At 66.8% G+C, this 18,022-nt stretch carries 14 protein-coding genes; 4 read left to right on the forward strand and 10 right to left on the reverse strand.

Features of this window, described 5'->3' with window-relative positions; translation table 11 throughout:
- Positions 1–39: 39 nt before the first annotated feature.
- Positions 40–420 (forward strand): hypothetical protein, encoded by a 381-nt coding sequence (locus tag A5709_RS08465; RefSeq protein WP_067945052.1) that lies wholly within the window; start codon positions 40–42, stop codon positions 418–420.
- On the forward strand, positions 413–3,277 hold the full coding sequence (locus tag A5709_RS08470; RefSeq protein WP_068119384.1) for an RND family transporter: 2,865 nt from the start codon (positions 413–415) through the stop codon (positions 3,275–3,277). The genes A5709_RS08465 and A5709_RS08470 overlap by 8 nt, the downstream gene beginning before the upstream one ends.
- Here A5709_RS08470 and eccCa read toward each other — a convergent pair.
- The 10 genes from eccCa to A5709_RS08525 form a co-directional block, all read right to left on the reverse strand.
- On the reverse strand, positions 3,255–7,457 hold the full coding sequence (eccCa, locus tag A5709_RS08475) for a type VII secretion protein EccCa (RefSeq protein WP_068008669.1): 4,203 nt from the start codon (positions 7,455–7,457) through the stop codon (positions 3,255–3,257). The two genes, A5709_RS08470 and eccCa, sit on opposite strands and share 23 nt — an antisense overlap.
- Positions 7,458–7,460: 3 nt before the next feature.
- Positions 7,461–8,945, reverse strand: coding sequence for a type VII secretion protein EccB (gene eccB / locus A5709_RS08480; RefSeq protein ID WP_068008666.1), 1,485 nt, complete (start codon positions 8,943–8,945; stop codon positions 7,461–7,463).
- 2 nt (positions 8,946–8,947) lie between these two features.
- Positions 8,948–9,775, reverse strand: coding sequence for a transglycosylase (locus A5709_RS08485; protein WP_068008720.1), 828 nt, complete (start codon positions 9,773–9,775; stop codon positions 8,948–8,950).
- A gap of 199 nt (positions 9,776–9,974) precedes the next feature.
- Entirely contained in the window at positions 9,975–10,913 is a 939-nt protein-coding gene (locus A5709_RS08490) for a hypothetical protein (protein WP_369827288.1), read from the reverse strand.
- A gap of 125 nt (positions 10,914–11,038) precedes the next feature.
- Positions 11,039–13,234, reverse strand: coding sequence for a DUF5631 domain-containing protein (locus A5709_RS27310; RefSeq protein ID WP_082973824.1), 2,196 nt, complete (start codon positions 13,232–13,234; stop codon positions 11,039–11,041).
- A complete protein-coding gene (locus tag A5709_RS28755; RefSeq protein WP_082973820.1) occupies positions 13,224–13,772 on the reverse strand; it encodes a hypothetical protein in 549 nt (182 codons plus the stop codon). The genes A5709_RS27310 and A5709_RS28755 overlap by 11 nt, the downstream gene beginning before the upstream one ends.
- A gap of 319 nt (positions 13,773–14,091) precedes the next feature.
- On the reverse strand, positions 14,092–14,655 hold the full coding sequence (locus A5709_RS08510) for a hypothetical protein (RefSeq protein WP_068119387.1): 564 nt from the start codon (positions 14,653–14,655) through the stop codon (positions 14,092–14,094).
- A gap of 136 nt (positions 14,656–14,791) precedes the next feature.
- Positions 14,792–15,121 (reverse strand): DUF2563 family protein, encoded by a 330-nt coding sequence (locus A5709_RS08515; RefSeq protein WP_068008659.1) that lies wholly within the window; start codon positions 15,119–15,121, stop codon positions 14,792–14,794.
- 111 nt (positions 15,122–15,232) lie between these two features.
- On the reverse strand, positions 15,233–15,742 hold the full coding sequence (locus A5709_RS08520) for a pullulanase (protein ID WP_067945036.1): 510 nt from the start codon (positions 15,740–15,742) through the stop codon (positions 15,233–15,235).
- A 24-nt stretch (positions 15,743–15,766) separates the two neighbouring features.
- The gene (locus tag A5709_RS08525) at positions 15,767–17,203 is read right to left on the reverse strand and encodes a CCA tRNA nucleotidyltransferase (RefSeq protein WP_068119390.1); all 1,437 of its coding nucleotides are present in this window, start codon (positions 17,201–17,203) and stop codon (positions 15,767–15,769) included.
- Positions 17,204–17,473: 270 nt separating this feature from the next.
- Here A5709_RS08525 and A5709_RS08530 point away from each other — a divergent pair, with 270 nt between their 5' ends.
- Positions 17,474–17,701 carry a hypothetical protein gene (locus A5709_RS08530; RefSeq protein WP_068008714.1) on the forward strand — a complete coding sequence of 76 codons (228 nt, stop codon included), beginning with the start codon at positions 17,474–17,476 and terminating at the stop codon, positions 17,699–17,701.
- Positions 17,702–17,824: 123 nt separating this feature from the next.
- Positions 17,825–18,016 (forward strand): hypothetical protein, encoded by a 192-nt coding sequence (locus A5709_RS27315; protein ID WP_082973825.1) that lies wholly within the window; start codon positions 17,825–17,827, stop codon positions 18,014–18,016.
- Positions 18,017–18,022: the final 6 nt, after the last annotated feature.

Consider the following 18,022-nt stretch of genomic DNA (forward strand, 5'->3'; position numbering starts at 1 on the left):
CGACGCGCAGCGGGCGACCGCTTTCCTAGCGTTTCAGTCATGACATGGACACTGCTGCACGACCGGATGGCCTTCATGGCCGAAGTGATCAAGGCCGCGGAGGCCGACCCCGAGGGGGCACTTGCGTTGGTCGCCAACTCATCCGAGGTGGCCCGGCTATTCGGTGACGAGGAGGGGCTGCTCCTTTCGCTGGGACAGCGCTGGATCACCATGCTGGTGGCCAAGCTCGATCAGGCGGCGCACGAGGGTTTGGCGGCCGAACAGGTGCGGGCCGATCTCGAGGCCGCCGAGCCTGGTCTGCACGCGCTGCTACGGGTCGGCTCCCGCAGGTCGCTGCGGGTACGCTCCCTGACCCGGGGCGAGCACGTCGCCGTGGGCCTTTTCGGCGGACCGACCGGCGATCGGCAGACCGTTGCATGACGGACGGGGATTACTGAGCCGGCTCACCGGCCGCTACGCGGTTCTGATCGTCGGCCTGTGGGTCCTGGCGGCCGCGGCCGCCAACCTGGCGTTCCCGCAACTGGAGCGAGTCGTCGATTCACACGCCAGGTCATTCATGCCGACGGACGCGCCGAGCGCGGTCGCCGCCTCGCGAGCCGCCCAGCTGTTCGATCAGACACCCAGCAACAACTTCGTTTATGTTGTGCTGGAACGCAATCAGAAGCTGACACCCGGCGACCGTCAGTTCTATGACGCGCTGACGACGGCGCTTGGCTCCGATCACCGACACGTGTACGCGGTGACCGACCTGTGGTCGCAGCCCGCCACCGCCGCCGGCGCGCAGAGTTCCGATGGGCGCGCCGTCAGCGTCATGGTGCGGCTGGCCGGAATGCTCGGGACCGCCCAGGCGCGCGATTCGGTGAATGCCGTCCGCGCCACCGTCCACCAGCTCTCACCCCCGGCCGGCCTCGAAGTCCATGTCACCGGGCCCGGCGCCACGATCGTCGACGAGTTCTCCGCGATCGATCGACAGATGCTCGGCATCACCGCCGCGACCATCGGTCTCATCCTGCTTTTGCTACTCGCCGTGTACCGGTCGCCGATCGCGGCCGCGATTCCCCTGGTGTCGGTCGGGCTCGCCCTGGCGCTGGCCCGCGCCGTCGTCGCCGCGCTCGGCCAGTCCAATGTGGTTGAGGTGTCGCTGTTTTCGGTGGCGTTGATGGCCGCCATGACCCTGGGTGCCGGCACCGACTACGCGATCTTCCTGGTCGGCCGCTACCACGAGAGCCGCCGCCGCGGCGTCGCGACGACCCGGGCGTTAGCCGAGGCTTACCGGTCAACCGCGCCTGTGGTGATCGGGTCGGCGCTGACCGTGTCAGTGGCACTGGCCTGTCTGGTTTTCGCCCAGGTGGGCTCGTTCCGGAGCGCCGGGTTGCCCTGTGCCATCGGCATTTTGGCGACCATGGTCGCGGCGCTGACCTTGACGCCCGCACTCATGAGCCTGGCCATCCGCCGGGGCTATCTCGAACCGCGCCCGTCGAAGACGGCACGGCGCTGGCGCCGCGTGGGGACGGCGGTGGCGCGCTGGCCCGGGCCGATCCTGGTCGCCGCCGGCGGGTTGTCCCTGCTGATCGCGTTACCGCTGACCGGCATGCGGGTCGGCTTCAACGAACCCGCCGCCACGCCGTCCGCCACCGACTCCAACCGCGGCTATCTCAGCGCGGACCGGCATTTCGCCGCCAACTCCCTGTTGCCCGACGTTGTCGCGGTCCAGGCCGACCACGACCTGCGTAACCCGGCCGGCCTGATCGCCATCGAACGAATCACGCGCCACATCATGGCCGTACCGGGCGTACGTGCGGTGCAGTCCGCCAGCCGCCCCGACGGCAAGGTCCCCGAACAGGCGACGTTGAGCTATCAGGCCGGTGTCCTCGGCCATCAGTTCGACGACACCATGGACTCGCTGACACAGCGCCTGAAGCGGGTCTCCGAGCTGGACGCCGCCCTGGCTCAGACACAGCTCGCTGTCGACGGCCTCGGGAATGGATTGCGCGGTGGCAGTGCGGGGTTGACGGACATGTCGGGCGCCGCCGACGACATGCGTTCCGGCATGGACGGGCTGCGGCGCAACGTCACAACGGTGTCGGGTTACCTCGACCCGCTACGGGACTTCGTCGGACGGACGCCCGACTGCGCCGCCAATCCGATCTGCTCGACGGTGGACCGCGTGCTCGAGCCGGTCGACAGCCTGGTCGAGACGTCGTCGCGCCTCGATGCCGGCGCCGCGAAACTGACCAGCGGCTCCAGCACGGCCGCCGCCGCGATGGCCGGCCTGCCGCGGAGCGTGAGCTCGATGAAAGACGCGCTGGGCCAAGCCCGTTCGGCGACACACGACCTTTTGGGCCTGACCGACACTCTCGGACCGCAGATGCGTCAGCTGACCGACTACCTGAACGAGATAGCGACGCAATTTCAGGGCAGTGCGGCGGCGGATTTCTACATGCCGCAGCGCGCGTTGACCGATCCGCGATACACCGCCGCGTTGGGTCACCTGATCTCCGAGAACGGCCGCGCCGCTTACCTGCTGGTCTACGGAGACGGGTCGGAGTGGGGCGGCGACGGAGCCAAGCGGGCGGACCAGGTACGCACCGCCATCAAGGAGGCCACCAAGGAAGGCACCCTCACGCCGGTGGAGGTCGACCTTGCCGGCGTCGGCCCCGTGACGGCTGACCTGCAGCGCTTCGTCGCCGGTGACACCAAGTTGCTCGTGGGCGCCGCGTTGGTGCTCATCTTTCTGATCGTCACGGCGATGCTGCGCAGCCCGGTCGCGGGCCTGGTTGTCGTGGGGACCGTCGTCACCTCGTTCGCTTCAGCTATCGGTGCCAGCGTGCTGATTTGGCAGCACCTGCTGCATCAGGATCTGCACTGGGCCGTCGCCCCGATCGCGTTCATCGCCCTGATCGCGGTCGGCGCCGACTACAACCTGCTGCTGGCTTTGCGCATCAAACAGGAAGCGGCAGCGGGCTTGAAGACCGGCATCATTCGCGCCTTCGGCGGCACCGGCGGTGTGGTCACCGTTGCCGGCATCGTCTTCGGCCTCACCATGCTGGCGTTGCTCAGCAGCAGCGTGCTCAGCATCGCCCAGATCGGCACGACTATTGCCGTGGGGCTGTTGCTGGACACCCTGGTCGTGCGGGCGTTCATCGTGCCGTCCATCGTGGCGCTGCTGGGCCGCTGGTTCTGGTGGCCGCGTTCGCCCCGTCCTCGTGCCGACTCCGACGCGGAAGTGGTTGAACGCCAGCCGGTTCCGCTGGCTACTGCTGTTGGATCACCGTAGATGGAAGCCCGACCAGCACGCCTTCGACGTCGCCATCGGCGCCCACCATCAGGCCCCGTCCCGGTGGGAGCGCCTGGGCGCGGACCATCCGGTTGATCCGGTTTTGCGGGTCGTTGTCCATGTAGAGCTGCGCCACCTTCGCCGAGTTCTGGAACCGCATCCACGGATCCATCTGCAGCGTCGCCCAGTTCGCACTGTTGCGGGTGGTGAACACGTGCAGGCCGATCTGCCGCGCCCGTTCCATCAGCTTCCACAACGCCGCCCCCACCGGAGGTTTGGGCGGGTAGCTCTGATCCGGGCGCAGGTCCTGGACATCGTCGATGAGCACGAAATGCCGCGGACCTTCCCACGGCTTGAGCGCGCGCAGCTCCTCCTGGCTCAAACCCTTGGGTGGCAGCCGGGGCAGCAGGATCTGTTGTGCGAGTTGGGTGATCACCTCGTCGATCTCGTCTTGGTCATAGGCGTACGCGCGCACATAGCCAGGTCCGCTGAGATCACGCAGACCGTGCGGGGCCGTCTTCGGGTCGATGAGCGTCAGCTGGGCTTCCTCGGGGCCGAACCTGCTCATGATCGCCTCACCGATGGACACGAGCGACAGCGTCTTCCCACAGCCCTGGCGGCCCAGAATCATCAAGCCCGGGCTTTCCTGCAGCTTGAGCGGGACCGGGCCCAGTTCGTGGCGCTCACCGATCGCGAATGCGATCGACAGGTCGTCAGCGCTGCGATGCGCGGCGTCGTACTCCAGAATCGCCCGCAACTCGACCCGCTGCGGAAGCCGTTGCAAGGTGGCATGTTTGGTCACGCCCGCGACGTCGGCGATCCGCGCGCCGACATCGACGATGCTCACCAGCGCGCCGGTGGCCGGATCGGCGAGCGCCGGGACCCCAACCCGCAGCTCGTGCAGGCTGTCGGTCAGACCGAAGCCCGGACGGTTCAGCGTCCGCCGGGCCGCGTCGCGCGACTCGAGCGACGAATGCCCCATCTGGCTTTCGCTCGGGTCGGCCAGGCGCAATTGGATTCGCGCCGTGGCGTTTTGCAGCAGGCTCTGCCGCTGCCCGTGGATCCAGCCGCCGGCGCTGCACATCACGTGGACCCCGTACTCGGGACCGCGGCTGCTCAACGAGATGATGCGGTCGCCCAAGACGGTGTCTTTCGAGTACACGTCGTCGTAGTCGTCCACCACCACGAACACATCGCCGAAGGGATCGTTGGGATCAGTCCCGCCCAGCCCGTCGCTGCCCGGCGCGAACCGGCGCTCGCGGAAGCCGTCGAGGTCGATCTTCAGCCGCCGGAACGAGTCCTCACGCGCGTCGATCAGCGCGTCCATGCTGCTCAAGATCCGCTCGATGCCCTCCGCGTCCTTCGGCGACACGATGTCGGTGACGTGCGGCAGTGACGCCACCTGCGCCAGGGTCGCGCCGCCGATGCAGAAGAACGTCACGCGTGCCGGGCTGTACATCGTTGCGGCCGAACACATCAGCGTCATTAGGGTGGTCGTCTTGCCGCGTTGCTTGGCACCCACCACGATGACGTTGCTCCGCAGCGCATCGACGGCGTGCACGATCTGCTTGGACTCCTCGGGGATGTCCATGACGCCCACCGGGAACATCAGGCCCGCGTTCTGGCCGTAGTCGACATGCCAAGGCTTGCCGCGGTAGGCCGACACCAGAACGTCGACGGGCTCGGGGTCCTCCAGCGGCTCCAGCCATGGCCGGCGCGGCGACCGGTGTGGAACGTCGTGCAACGACTCGCGCAGGACGTCGACGATTTTCTTCCGCTTGAAACCGTCATCGTGGTAGAGGAATTCGTCAGGCTCGGTGTCCGCGGCGGCAGCCGCTTCCAGGGCCGCGGCGTCGGATTCCTCCAGCGGTTGGAACTGCCAGTTGTACAGCCGCGGCTTGGTCAGGGTCATGTCTACGGTCGTCGCTACCTCCTTGCCTTTCGGCACCACGAAGGGAGCCGAGAGATAGAAGCAGCGGAACGGTTCGAGATCGCGCGGCCCCACCTTCAGCAGGGCGAAGCCGTTCTCCTTCGACGGCAAGTGGTAGGCGGCGTCCGATCCGATCACCTCGCGGCTGTCGTCACCGGACTCCGCGCGCAGGGCGATCCGGAATGCGATGTTCGACTTCACCTTCTGCAGCGAGGACAGATCCAGCCGCTGCCCGCCCAGCATGAAGAAGACGTTGGCGCCACGGCCTTCCTGACCGATGTGGATGATCAGGTTGATCCACTTCTCGTGATTGGCAAAGAGTTCCAGATACTCGTCGACGATGACGAGCAGGACCGGCACCGGCGGCAGGTCCCGTCCTGCCAGCCGGATCTCTTCGTAGTCGTTGGCGTCGCGCGCGCCCACCGAGGTGAACAGTTCGTAGCGTTGTTTGATCTCGCCGTCGATGACCCGGCGCATCCGCTCGGCCAGATGCCGCTCGTCCTTGCCGAGGTTCGACAGGGCGGCCACCACATGCGGGAGGCCCAGGATGTCCTGGGCCGCCGATTCGAACTTCATGTCGACGAAGATCACGTTGAACGTCTCCGGCGAGTGTGTCAGCGCGATGCCGTAGACCAGCGACAGGAAGAACTCCGACTTTCCCGAGCCGCTGGTGCCGATGACCACGGAGTGAAATCCGAAGCCGCCGAAGTCTTTCGCGCGGATGATGATGTTCTGCAGCTCGCCGGTGGGTTTCGCACCGACGGGGATCTCACACCATCTCTCGTCACCGCGGCCACGCCGCTCGGCCCACAACCGGTCGACGTCCAATTGGCGGGGATCGACGATGCCCAGCGCCCGCAGGAGCTCGGTGGCGCCGCCGGTCGAATCGGCGATCTCGCTACGCGTGGTCGGCGACCACCGCGCCATCGCGCGCGCATACCGGTAGGCCCGGTGGATCGACAGCTGGTCGGCGTGGGCGAAGAACTTGTCGCGCACCCGCAGCAGGGGCGCCGGGCGGCCGTCCTCACCGTCCGCGTCGAAGCCGTTGCGGCCGAGTTTGACTTCGCCGTTGACGGGCGCACTGTGCCGCTCGCCCATCTCGAACACCTGATCCTGCGCGAAACCCACGCCGGTGCCGACTCGGGATGCGATGCGTAGCAATGTGATTCCGGCCTTGCCTACCTGGCCGACCACGCTCTCCCACGCGTCGGGGCTGCCGGTGTTGTCGTCGACGATCACCAGGTGCGGTCCCAGATCCACCGTGTCGACGCCCGTTTCGAGCGCCGATCCCATCGCGGTCGGGCTCGCCGGCGCCGGGGGCGTCCACGCGCCCCGCTTTCCCTTCATGTGCAGCTCGGCCCCCAGGGTCTCCTCCAGCTCCTCAGGTGTGGTGAACACCAGGCGCCGCCAGCCGCACGCGTCGAACAGCTCGTCGTGCAGATTGTGCGGGAGCCACACCATCCACGACCACACCTCGGGATTGCGGGTGACCACCATCAATTTGAGGTCGCGCGGGTTGTGGAACACCGCCAGGGAGCACAACACCGAACGCATCAGCGACCGCAGCCGGTCCAGGTCGTCGCCGACAAAGCTGAAACCCGGCGCCGAGCGCAGGTTGACTACCTTGGCGATGTCGCGAATCTTGCGCTGCTCCAAGATGAAATCGCGCAGGGCCTGTCCGGTGACGGGTTCGAGCTCTTCGTCGGAGGCGATGTCGGGCCACGTCACCGACAACACCGAGTCCGGCGCGTGCTGCACCCCGGTGCCCAGCCGCACCTCCAAGAAATCCACGTCACCGCGGCCGCGCTCCCACATCCGCGGCCCACCGATGATGGCCCCGAGCCCGCGCGGATCGGAGTGCAGCGCGTTCTGCCATTCCCGCTGCGCGCACACCGCGGTCTGGATCTCGTCGCGGTTCGTGTCGAGGTCGCGCAAGTAGCGGCGGCGGCCCTTTTCCATTTCGCCCCAAGTGATCTTGCGCGCGCGTCCGAAGCGGCCGGAGAACGCCAGCATGCTGAACGCGCCGATACCCATCAAGGGAAAGAACCCCGTGGAAAGGCTGCGGACGCCTGACACGTAGAGCATGACGATGGTGCCGATGAGTGCCACGATGAGCGCCGGCACCCCGATCATCACCCAGATGTTGCGGGGCTCGCGCTCGGGCAGAGCGATCGGCGCATTCGGTGCTACCCGAACGGGTTTCGGCGGCTCGAGCTTGACCCGGTTGATGGGAAACGCTTTCTTGGACATCCCCTAGCCTCCCGCCTTCGATGTCGTCACCACGGCCGCCTTGCCCAGCGCCGGCACCGTGTCACGCGCCACGAGCGCCGCTTCGCGCGACAAGGCCGGGCCCGCAGCGAAAGTCCGCAGCAATGGCCACGGCGCCTGCACCGCGGAAGCCGGATCGAGCCCGAGCGCCCGCATCGTGTCGTCGTTGGCGGCGATGCCGAACCGCACGCCGTTATCGGAGACCCAGAACAACGATTCGCGGGAATCGGACGTGACGACCCCGCTGGTCGAGGTGACGAAGTTGGCCGCCCCCGGCAGCACCAGCACCTGGTTGGCGACCACCGATGCCGGGTCGCGGTCGTCGCGCACCAGGTGCACGATCCGGTCATCCAGATACGAGTACACCGGAAGACCCCGCCCGTTATAGATCACGACGCGGGCCTGTGGATCCGTGGAGCCCTTCTCCCACCCGACGCAGGTGGTCGGATTCGCCGCCGTGTCAACGAAATTCAGCCGCTTTGTTGGGTAGTAGTCCACGGCCAGCGAATTGACCTGGGGGATGTTGACCAAGACGTCGGGGGTTACCACGCGGGGCGCCGTCGACCCGTAGGAGTTCGCGCTGCGAAGCAGATCGGCGACAAAGCTCGTGATCTTCTGCACCCCGTCGGGCAGGAGTACGTAGAACTGCTTGCCGCCGCCGGCGGTCTGAGCCTGCAACACCGCGCCCACCTGCGACCCCGAGACCCACGTCGACGGTGCGCCCGCCTGCGGCACATCCGGGACACGCAGCGGCTCGGTCGCGGGGAGTCCGTCGTAGAGCGCGCGCGAAATCTCCACTGGCGACGTCACTCCGGGGTCCAGGCCCAGGCTGAGGGTGATCGCCCGGCTGGCCGGATCGACCTGCGAGCGTTTGCCGCCCCAGATCACATACGTGTTGCCCTCGAACGTCACGAGCACGCCGGCATCGTCGGCCAGCGGGGCCGCGCGGCCGCCGCCGTCGAGTGTGCCCGCGATTGACGTGACGACCGGCTTGTCACCGCTGCGCGGGCGCCCCGCCGTATCGCAGACGGCCCACGCCGAAATCCCGCCGCGATTCACCGGCATCGCCGCCGGCGCACCCGGGATGCCGATCAGCGGGCCGGTCGGATACTTGGCGATCTCGCTGCGCTTGACCCACGTCGGCGGGTTCGCCGTTCCAGTGGCCAGCCGGGCCGACGTCAGGTTCAGGGCGGGATAGAGCCGGCCGTCGATGCGGGCGTAGATCGCGCCGGAATCGCGGTCCCCGATGATCGCCGATTCACCCACTGCGCCAGTCGGTTTGAGCACGTTCAGCAGCATCATCCAACCGGCGCCGATCGCCACCAACAAGATCGACAACACCAGCGCGGCGGTCTGCTTGCGGTCGTCATGTTTCATCCGCACCGAGAACCGGGTGGTCGCCGCGCGCAGCCGTCGGTTGTAGAACAGGTGACCGGAGTTCTGGTCGCGGTTCGACAAACTCAGCGGCATGCTCAATACCCCTTAGGTGATCGGCGTGGATCGGCCTGCTGAATCCGATCGGCCAAGTTCGACGCGTCCGCGGCGACGTGATAGCGGCCCATCGCATAGTTGATGAACGCGCACGCCTGCGCCACCAGATTGTGGATGTCGCGGGACGTTCCCGGCTGGTGATACGCCGCGAAGGTGGGGCCGATGAACTGCCAGGCGCCCTTGCTCGGCGTCCCGCGCGCCGCGTTGGAGTCCCAGTCGTTGACAGCGTCGGCGTTGTAGTTAGACTCGCGGCGCGCCACCAGATCCATGCCGCGTTCCCACCGGGCACGCGCCGCTGGGTCGTGAATGCCCTTGATATCCAAGGCTTTACGGATCGCCGCCAGGACCGCCGCCCGCCCGCTGCCCTGGTCCCCTCGCATCGCCGCCCGCCTTTGTCGGTAGCGCAGCCGCCTTAGCCGCAGCGCCAGGAGTCGTGCCCGCCGGCGCGAGCCGGCGATGTGCCGGTGCTGGGTCCGCAACCTCGCGGCCATCCGCGCCATCGCCTCGCGGCGGGCCATCGGGGTATCGGCGGGCGTGGCGTCGGCCTTCGCGTCTTCCAAGACCGCGCGGGTCGCCGTGCTTGCCTGCGCGTGGTCGGCCCGCGCGGTCGCCAGGATCTGTGCCAGCTCCCGGTCGGTGTCGCCGGAGCGGCGGGCTTCGTCCAGGGTGTTCGCCGACCTCGTCGCCGCAGGTCTCGGGAGGCCCTCGGTTCTGACCCGGGCGTGCTCCCGCGGGGGGTGGACCGGAGCGGCGATGGTGTCACCGGCGAACAGGCCATGGCCACGGGCCAAGACCGCCACCGCGTGCATCGTCAGCGGATCAGTCGACGACTGCCCCACCCTGGTCCCCTTTTTCCCACACCCTCTGCCCGGCGAAATCCGTACTCAATAGCATGCACGAATAGGCAGTCGCGCTGTCAATAACGAGCGATTACGTAGCGACCCTACTGCCGGGCGCGTAGGCCGACCACTCACCTTTCGCCCGAGTGGGAATGGCTTGTGGTGCCGCCTATTCCTTTGCCTCGTCCTCGCTTGGCATGATCACGATTCGGCGATTCGGCCGGTTGGTGACGACGGTGGGTTTGTCCTCACCGGGTTTGGGGCCGGGCGGGGTCGGCGGCATCGTCAGGCGACCCTTGACGGGCTGGCCGTTGGGCACGCCCGGCGCGGAGATCCGCTTCTCCGGCGGCTTCTCTTTGCTGCCTTCGCCGTGGGCACCCATCGCGCCGGGCGGCATCATTCCCATGCCGCCCATGCCGGTCGGGCCCCCAGCGGTCGGGGCGCCGCTGACCGGCGGGGTCATGACCGGCTTGGCCGCCCCTGCGGGGGTCGTCGGCGGGGACGACGTCGGTACGGGTGGCGGACCCAGAGAGCTGGCGGGGGTGGTGCCACCACCGCCGAGGCCTCCGCCACCACCGCCCAGGCCTGCGCCGCCGCCGGCCCCGGAGCCCGGGCCGACGCTGTCGACGAGATGCGCGTCGCTCGCGAGCCCGGCTCCGTGAGCGCCGCCCTGCACGGCGCTCATTAGCGGCTGGATGGCGCTCTGGCCGGCCTGCATCGCCTGCTGGGGCAGCTGGGTCAGCGGCTGCATGATGCCACCGACCGCGCCGCCGAGGGCACCCGTGATGCTCTGCAGCATCTGCTGCATCATCTGCGGGGCTTGCTGACCGATGTTCTGCATCTGCTGCTGTGATTCAGCTTCGTTCGCAGGGAATTTCGCGGCCGCATCGGCGGCGTGGGCGCGGCGATCAGCGTCCGCGGCCGCGGCGTCTGCCGCGTCTTTCGGAACACCGGCGTTCGCGGCGGATTCAACGATTCCCCGCCAACCATCGGTCGGGCTGGTTCCACCGACTGACTGGGGAAACGGCATCGGCGTTGGCGCTTCAGGCATGCCGACTAAGCCCCCCACTACGGCTGGAGCATTTTTGACGGTGCCATCGCCGGTCATTGCCTGTCACCTCCGCCCCGTGTAGAACCGCCTGGTGCCAACTGCCGCACCTTGGCTATTGCACCATTTTGGCACACCGCGCTCGGATCGGTATTCACGTCGGAGGCCGGATGCCCCTCGGTGCCCTATGCGCCAGCCTGATGGCTGATTACCTCGAACCACGCCATGTGGTAATTCGCGAGGTATTCATGCCCGTCGATCAGAGCCTCGATTGCCGCAAGCAGCATCCAATCCCCGACAGCGGCCGGGGCGTAATCCGGGTACGCCGTGAGCACCGAATTCTGAATCTCGACCATGCAGTTGCGCAGGAGTTCGGTTTCCTTTTCAAGTACGCCGGTCTTCCGTACGGCCGGCGCGGCAATGGCTTGCGCAATTCGCGGTAGGCCATCACGACGACGCACGGCTTCCACCAGGGCTGGTCCGAGTTCGTCTACCCGCGGGGCGGCTGATCGGGCCGGTCGATCACCGCTGAGCGTGGGAGCCTCGGGGTCCGATTCGGCGACGTAGGTGTTGTGCTCGTGAGCGGCAGCGACGACTACGGCCCCCAATAAGTCCACCACGGTCGCATCGCGGCGGCGCGCGGCCGGCTCGAGCAGGGTCACGTGGGCGGGAAGCCGGACGTGAGGCGGGATCCACCCGCCGGCGAGGTCAGTCACCAACAGGCTGGTGGTGCCGTCGTCACGCAGTCCGGCCCCCCACGAAAGTCGCGGCTCCTGGCGGGCCACCGCATCGACGATCCGCTGCAGCCGCTGCTGCTCGGCCGCTCTACTGGATACCGCGCCGGCGGTCGCGCCGGTTGCCGCGGACATTGCTGACGCGCTGACCATGCCCGACGAGTTCGCGCCCGCCTGCCCGGCGGCGGCTCCTGAAGCCGCGCGTTCCACCGGTGAAACCACCGGTCCGCCCGCGGACGGGGACGACGCCGGGGACGGTGCGACCGGCGCGCCCGAGACGGGTCCCGTCGGGGCTGACGGCATTGCAGAGGGGGCCGCGACTGATGGGCGCAAATCGGAGCCGTAGGCGGGCAGCGGTCCAGCGGGGACGCTTGGGCCGCCAGCGACCGGCGCTGCCGATCCCGACCAAGATCCCCCCGTCATTACTGGGGTTACCGGGGTGGCACCCCCAGTGGTCGGCGGTGCGGGAGCGGCTGGCGGGGGGGCGTCAACCGGAGTGCCCGTCGGAACGAAGACACCGGCGCTAGGTGCGGTCGGCGCCACCGGCGGCGTCCCTGCCGGTGGTCCGGTCTGTGGAGGCGTACCCGCTCCGGATTCCATCGCGTTTATTGCGCCCGACGAAATCCCTTGCGCGCCGGCCCCGGCCGGCTGCCCCGAGGCCATTCCGGATGCGAACGATTGCGCCAGGTTGGGTGAGCCGCCTTGCCCAAGTCCTGCGGGCGACATCGTCATGGGGCTGCCTGGTGCGCCCGAGACCCCGGGTGAGATCGATCCACCCCCGCCGGGTACGTGGATTCCAGGCGATGGCGCACCGGGTGGTGTAGTGGGCAATGGCCCACCGCTACCGCTCCAACTTGCGTTACCGGCGGCCGGGGTGGTTACCTGTGGGCCGCCATGGACGGTCGCTGACCCGTTTCCCCCACCTGCCCAATTCGAAGTACCTGCCGTCGCTGGCGGTGATGCCTGCGCTCCCGCGCCATGTCCACTAGCACTCCCGCCGGCACCTCCGCCGCTGCCACTCCAATTCGAGCCACCCGCACCAGGGGACGACTGGTTGAGGTCCTCTGTGGTGAGCGGACGTGGCGACAGAGGATTATCCGGATTCAAGCCGTTCTGACGCGCCCAAGTCCGAGCATCACCGCCAACACCTTCAGCATCAAGAATTTTTTGGGTCGCGGCCATGAGCTTGTCAATCGCTGTCAAACTTGCGTTAGCCGCATCACCGTTGCAACGCAACTGAACAGCCTGTACTTCTGCCACTTTTTCCGGAAGCGGTCTTTTTGATGCGAGGATTTGATCGATTTCTTGATTGCCCGCATTCGCTATCTCTGATAACCGGCTTCGCAGATAGTCGATGGCATCAGCGCCTGAATTAAAAGCCGACGCCTTAGCCTGGTACTTCTCAGCTAGATCTAGATGAAACTTCTCGCCCTGCTGGTACCTGGAGATCAGGTCATCCGCCGTGTGTCCCTGGTTATGGGCCGCAATCGTTGCCCACTGATTGCGTAGATCTTCCGAAAATAGCTGCTGCTCCGCACAGGCTTGGCTCCAATGTTGAGCGCCGGCTCTGAGAGTCGTCGACGGTCCTGGCCACCAGGGCCCAATCAGCGCCGCCGTCCACTTACCAGGTGGAAGGTCAACCCCCACCACATACCTTTTTCATCTGGGCGTCCTTAGCGTTCACGTCGTCGACCGCTGCCCGAAACTCGGCCTCTGTGGCGGCGCCCTCGCTGCTCTTTGCGGTGTCCGCCAAATATGCCATCGCGAGAGCTCGCGCAGCATCACGGTGCTCGGCGTCGAGAGCCGGATCAGAGGCCGCGTTGCTAAGCATGACAGCAGAATTAGTCAGTGCAATCCGCGCGAATGCTTTGTCGCTCCCGTTGGTGTCGACCTGTACCGCCCGCGCGGCCAGTTTGTATGTGTCACAGAGTTGTTGCTGAGCAGCCGCAACCTCCGCACCTGTGTGAGCTGGTGGAGAACTGGTGACCGAGGAACGCGATTCCGTCGGCTCTACCAGCGCAGTGATCAGAGCGGCGATAGCGATCGCAGCCGTGACTGCCAGAGCGATCGCCTGCCAAGGACGTGGCCGTGGTGCTTGGTGTCCGGGATAATTTGGTAACCAATTTCCGACAGGCGGCTGGGCGGCTGGCCCCACGCCATGCCCCCAAGGCTGCTGGTTCCCCACCCTGCGTCCTCCTCACAGTCAACGAGTCTGGCGAGACAATCGGTCAAGATTTGCCCACACATCCCCGCTCCATAGTGGGGCAGGCAACTGCCTGGCGGCAATTCAGTAGTCGTTCATGACCTAGTTGCAGTACCTGGCCGCCCAGTCGTACTTCCGGACATCGATTGATGGTGGCCCTCGAAAGCTGTGCACTTCTCCACAGCGAGTGTTGAGCGCTTTTCAGCACCAACCCTCAACCGTTTGCTTAAGGATCAAGTGCCGGACCCGTTGGACCGCAATCGCAGAGTGATGGTGCCACTGCACATATTTTGCCTGGTACTCATTGGCCACCGCAAAGCTTCTGCATCGCGGCGTCCTTCGCGTTGGCGTCGCTGAGCGCTGCTTGCCAAGCCGGGTCGTCGCTTCCCGTCGCCAAACTCGATACTGCGGCAACATTGCTGTACGACTCAGCCAACGCAAGGGCAGCACTGCGATCGGCGGATCCGATCGCAGGGTTGGCGTTCACCGCCTCTTCGAGCATCACCGCCCCGTTCACAGTCGATATACCCGCGCGCTCCGGATTTTTGCCGTTCGTGTCGACTTGGACAGCGCGACCTGCCAGCCTGTAGGCGTCACACAACTTCTGGTGTGCAGTGGCAGTTTGCTCCGCGGTGTATGCGGATGTCGTTGTCGTGGTGGAGGGTGCGGCGGATGAGCCGCTTGTGGGCCGTGTCATGACGACGATCGACGCGCCGACACTAAGCAGAACGGCGACAGATGCCAATGCAATCGCCGGCCATATACGTGGACGCTTCGAAGGTTGAGGCGGATAGGGCGGCTGCCACTGACCCGGCGGCGGGGCAATTGGCGGTTCCCCGCCGAAGTTCGGAGGCAGATCCGCCATGCAGCCCTCCCTGTACGAGTCGTCCCGTTGAATTATCCACGTGCACTGCGCATCAACTCAAAAAGAAGCCGCTCTAACACGATCTCCATGTGGTAGCGCGCTGTACCCCGCAACCGGAGCGACGAGGCTGAAGCAATCAAATGCGCGGTGCTGAAGTACCGGCCCCCGGGCGCACCGCCTGCATTTCGTCGGCATTCTGCTCGTCCATGCTCGTGAACCCCTTGGCCGCGTGATGGGCCTTCGCGCCGACATCGGTCAGCGTCTGCTTGTGCCCCTGCAGGGTCTGCACGTGCTGCGTGTGCGCGGCGCTGACCGCCGAATGGAACGAATCGGCCGCGGCGAAGTCGCCGAACATCCCCGCCCCCAGCGGTCCCCGCGCGAGCTGGTCGGCTCCCTCTTGCGCGTGTCCGCCCGCACGATGCGAATCGTTGCCTCCGGAGTGCAATAGCGCTGTGTCGACGAACATTGCCACCCCTCTCGAATCCGATTCGGCGACACGCAATCGCATGTCACGCCGCTATTGACCAGGCTAAATAGCCCAGCGGAACTGGTCAATTCACCGCTGGCCCGGTCGCCCTTAAAGCGCGCTAGCACCGTCGGCCAAGCCGTCCCCATCGCTGTCACTCAGCCGCACATTCCACTTGCCGTCGCCGTCGGTGTCGACGTATCCGGTGACGCCGCCTTCGTCGGCGCACAACACCCGGTCGGCCAGTCCGTCGCCGTCGATGTCGAAGAGCTGGTCGTCGGCGCGGCCATGGCCGTCGAAATCGACCAATGGTCCGCCGGTGTGCTCGACGCCATCGAGCCCGAACCACCGGAGCTGGCGTCCCTGGTCCGTGGGTATCCCCCACGTCCCGGACCCGTCGTCGGTGAAGTACGCCTCGGGGGTGCCGTCGTTGTCGAGGTCGAGCACCGCGTGATCGGCGATGCCGTCGCCATCGAGATCCGCGAGCGCATCGTCGCGCAATCCATCGCCGTCGAGGTCCAGCCCGAAGGCATCCAGCCGACCATCGCCGTCCAGGTCAAGGTCGAGGTCGCGGTGCCACATGTCCGCCGTGCCGTCGTCACCACTCATGCAGTAGTCCACGAAAGATGGGACGCGAGACCGCCGCTACGGGTTCCCCCGTGATTGCCACCAGCTCAGCAGTTCCGCGGTCGCCTCGTCGGCGGTCAACGGCCCGCGCTCCAGGCGCAGCTCTTTGAGAAAGCGCCACGCCTCGCCGACCTGCGGGCCGGCCGGGATGTCGAGCAGCTTCATGATCTGGTTGCCGTCGAGGTCGGGACGCACGCGGGCCAGATCTTCTTGGGCCGCCAGCTCGACGATCCGCGCCTCCAGCCGGTCATAGCTGGCCTGTAGCCGCGCGGCCCGGCGCTTGTTGCGGGTCGTGCAGTCGGCGCGCACCAGCTTGTGCAGCCGCGGCAGCAGCGGCCCGGCATCGGTGACGTAGCGGCGCACCGCGGAATCGGTCCACTTCCCCTCGCCGTACCCGTGGAACCGCAGGTGCAGATACACCAACTGGGAGACGTCGTCGACCATCTGCTTGGAATACTTCAACGCCCGCAACCGCTTTCGGGCCATCTTGGCGCCGACCACTTCGTGGTGGTGGAAACTCACGCCGCCGTTGGCTTCGTGCCGCCTAGTGGCCGGCTTGCCGATGTCGTGGAGCAGCGCGGCCCAGCGCAGCACCAGATCCGGGCCGTCATCCTCCAGGGCGATCGCCTGCCGCAGCACGGTCAGCGAATGCTGGTAGACGTCCTTGTGCTGGTGGTGTTCGTCGATGGCCATCTGCATGCCACCGACCTCGGGCAACACCACGTCGCCCATGCCGGTCTGCACCAGCAGGTCGATGCCGGACACCGGGTCGTCGCCGAGAAGCAGCTTGTCCAACTCGGCGGCCACCCGCTCGGCGCTGATCCGGGCCAGCTCGGGGGCCATCTCCTCGATCGCGTCGTGCACCCGCGGGGCGACGGCGAAGCCGAGCTGCGAGACGAACCGCGCCGCGCGCAGCATCCGCAGCGGGTCATCGCCGAAGGACACCGACGGCGCCGCCGGGGTATCGAGCACCCGGTCGCGCAGCGCCGCCAAACCGCCGAGGGGATCGAGGAATTCACCCGGCCCGTCGGGCGTGATGCGCACGGCCATCGCGTTGGCCGTGAAATCGCGGCGCACCAAATCGTCTTCAAGGCGTTCGCCGTACTGCACCGCGGGTTTGCGCGAGACCTGGTCGTAGGCGTCGGCGCGGAATGTGGTGATTTCCAGGCGGTGGTCGCCCTTGCCCACACCGACGGTGCCGAAGTCGATGCCGGTGTCCCACAAGTTGTCGGCCCAGCGCCGCAGGATCTGCTGAATCTGCTCGGGGCGGGCGTTGGTGGTGAAGTCCAGGTCGGGACTGAGCCTGCCCAGCACGGCATCTCGCACGGAGCCGCCGACGAGGTACAACTCGTGGCCCGCGGCCTCGAATGCCGAGCCCAGCTCGCGCAGCATGGGCGCGTGTTGGTTCAGGGCGACCGCGGCGGCGGCAAGCAGCTCGACATCGGCTTCGGACACGTTCGATCAGCGTAGTCGGCCGGGGCCCCAAAGCCCGTGTGAGGAGCCTCGCACGCATCCGAGGTGAATTGACCGGCCGGCCGGCGCTAGTAGCGTTACGCGCCACGGGAAGGGTGGAACGTTGGGGCAATGCGGCACATTGCAAAGCGGTCGGCGAACAGTATGTCGAGTCCTGAGCAAGTGAATTTCTTCGATGCCCGCGCTTGGCGGACGGCGACATGGTCGGCGCCACTCGTCGTTCAACTGATTCTGGCCGCGCTGCTCATCGCGATGTGGCTGCTGGGTAAGTGGCCGTTCGAAACCCACAGCGCATACGCCGGTGAGCGCGCATGGATGCTGACCGCCACCGTCCTGACGACGTTGGCGTCGCTGCTGATTGGCGCCGCGTTGCTGAGGTCGACTTCACCTCGTAGTCGCGGCCTCGGCATCAGCGTTCTGAGCTGTTCGGCCGTCGTGCTTGCCGGCGGAACGGTTTTCGCATACTTGGTCCTGCGCTGAAGGCCGCCGATGACAGAGCAACGTCGAGTCGGCGCATCCACTCACTATGGGCCGTTGACTTTCGCGGTAGCCATAGCCCACATCTTCGTCGTGGACCTGGTCACGTGGCTGTTCGTTCTGCCCATGTGGCCCTTGGTGATTATCGTTCTGCCGGTGACGCTGGCATACATCGGCGTCAGCGCCCTCATCGCACGGGCATCGGGCAGATGCGGTCAGGTCGGACGTGGCATGCTAATCGGCAGCCTGTCCGGACCACTTTCACTGCTTATCTTTGGTGCCGCTTTTGTTATCGCCCACGCAATCGGCCCACTCTGACCACAC

This window comes from Mycobacterium sp. E1386, assembly GCF_001672745.1.
GTDB lineage: Bacteria > Actinomycetota > Actinomycetes > Mycobacteriales > Mycobacteriaceae > Mycobacterium.

What these genes read in the sequence shown, in the direction of transcription:
- eccCa (WP_068008669.1), bottom strand. Translation starts at nt 7,457, where the DNA reads ATGTCCAAGAAAGCGTTTCCCATCAACCGGGTCAAGCTCGAGCCGCCG.
- A5709_RS08465 (WP_067945052.1), top strand. Translation starts at nt 40, where the DNA reads ATGACATGGACACTGCTGCACGACCGGATGGCCTTCATGGCCGAAGTG.
- A5709_RS08510 (WP_068119387.1), bottom strand. Translation starts at nt 14,655, where the DNA reads ATGGCGGATCTGCCTCCGAACTTCGGCGGGGAACCGCCAATTGCCCCG.
- A5709_RS08515 (WP_068008659.1), bottom strand. Translation starts at nt 15,121, where the DNA reads ATGTTCGTCGACACAGCGCTATTGCACTCCGGAGGCAACGATTCGCAT.
- A5709_RS08490 (WP_369827288.1), bottom strand. Translation starts at nt 10,913, where the DNA reads ATGACCGGCGATGGCACCGTCAAAAATGCTCCAGCCGTAGTGGGGGGC.
- eccB (WP_068008666.1), bottom strand. Translation starts at nt 8,945, where the DNA reads ATGCCGCTGAGTTTGTCGAACCGCGACCAGAACTCCGGTCACCTGTTC.
- A5709_RS27315 (WP_082973825.1), top strand. Translation starts at nt 17,825, where the DNA reads ATGTGGCCCTTGGTGATTATCGTTCTGCCGGTGACGCTGGCATACATC.
- A5709_RS08530 (WP_068008714.1), top strand. Translation starts at nt 17,474, where the DNA reads ATGTGGCTGCTGGGTAAGTGGCCGTTCGAAACCCACAGCGCATACGCC.
- A5709_RS08485 (WP_068008720.1), bottom strand. Translation starts at nt 9,775, where the DNA reads ATGCACGCGGTGGCGGTCTTGGCCCGTGGCCATGGCCTGTTCGCCGGT.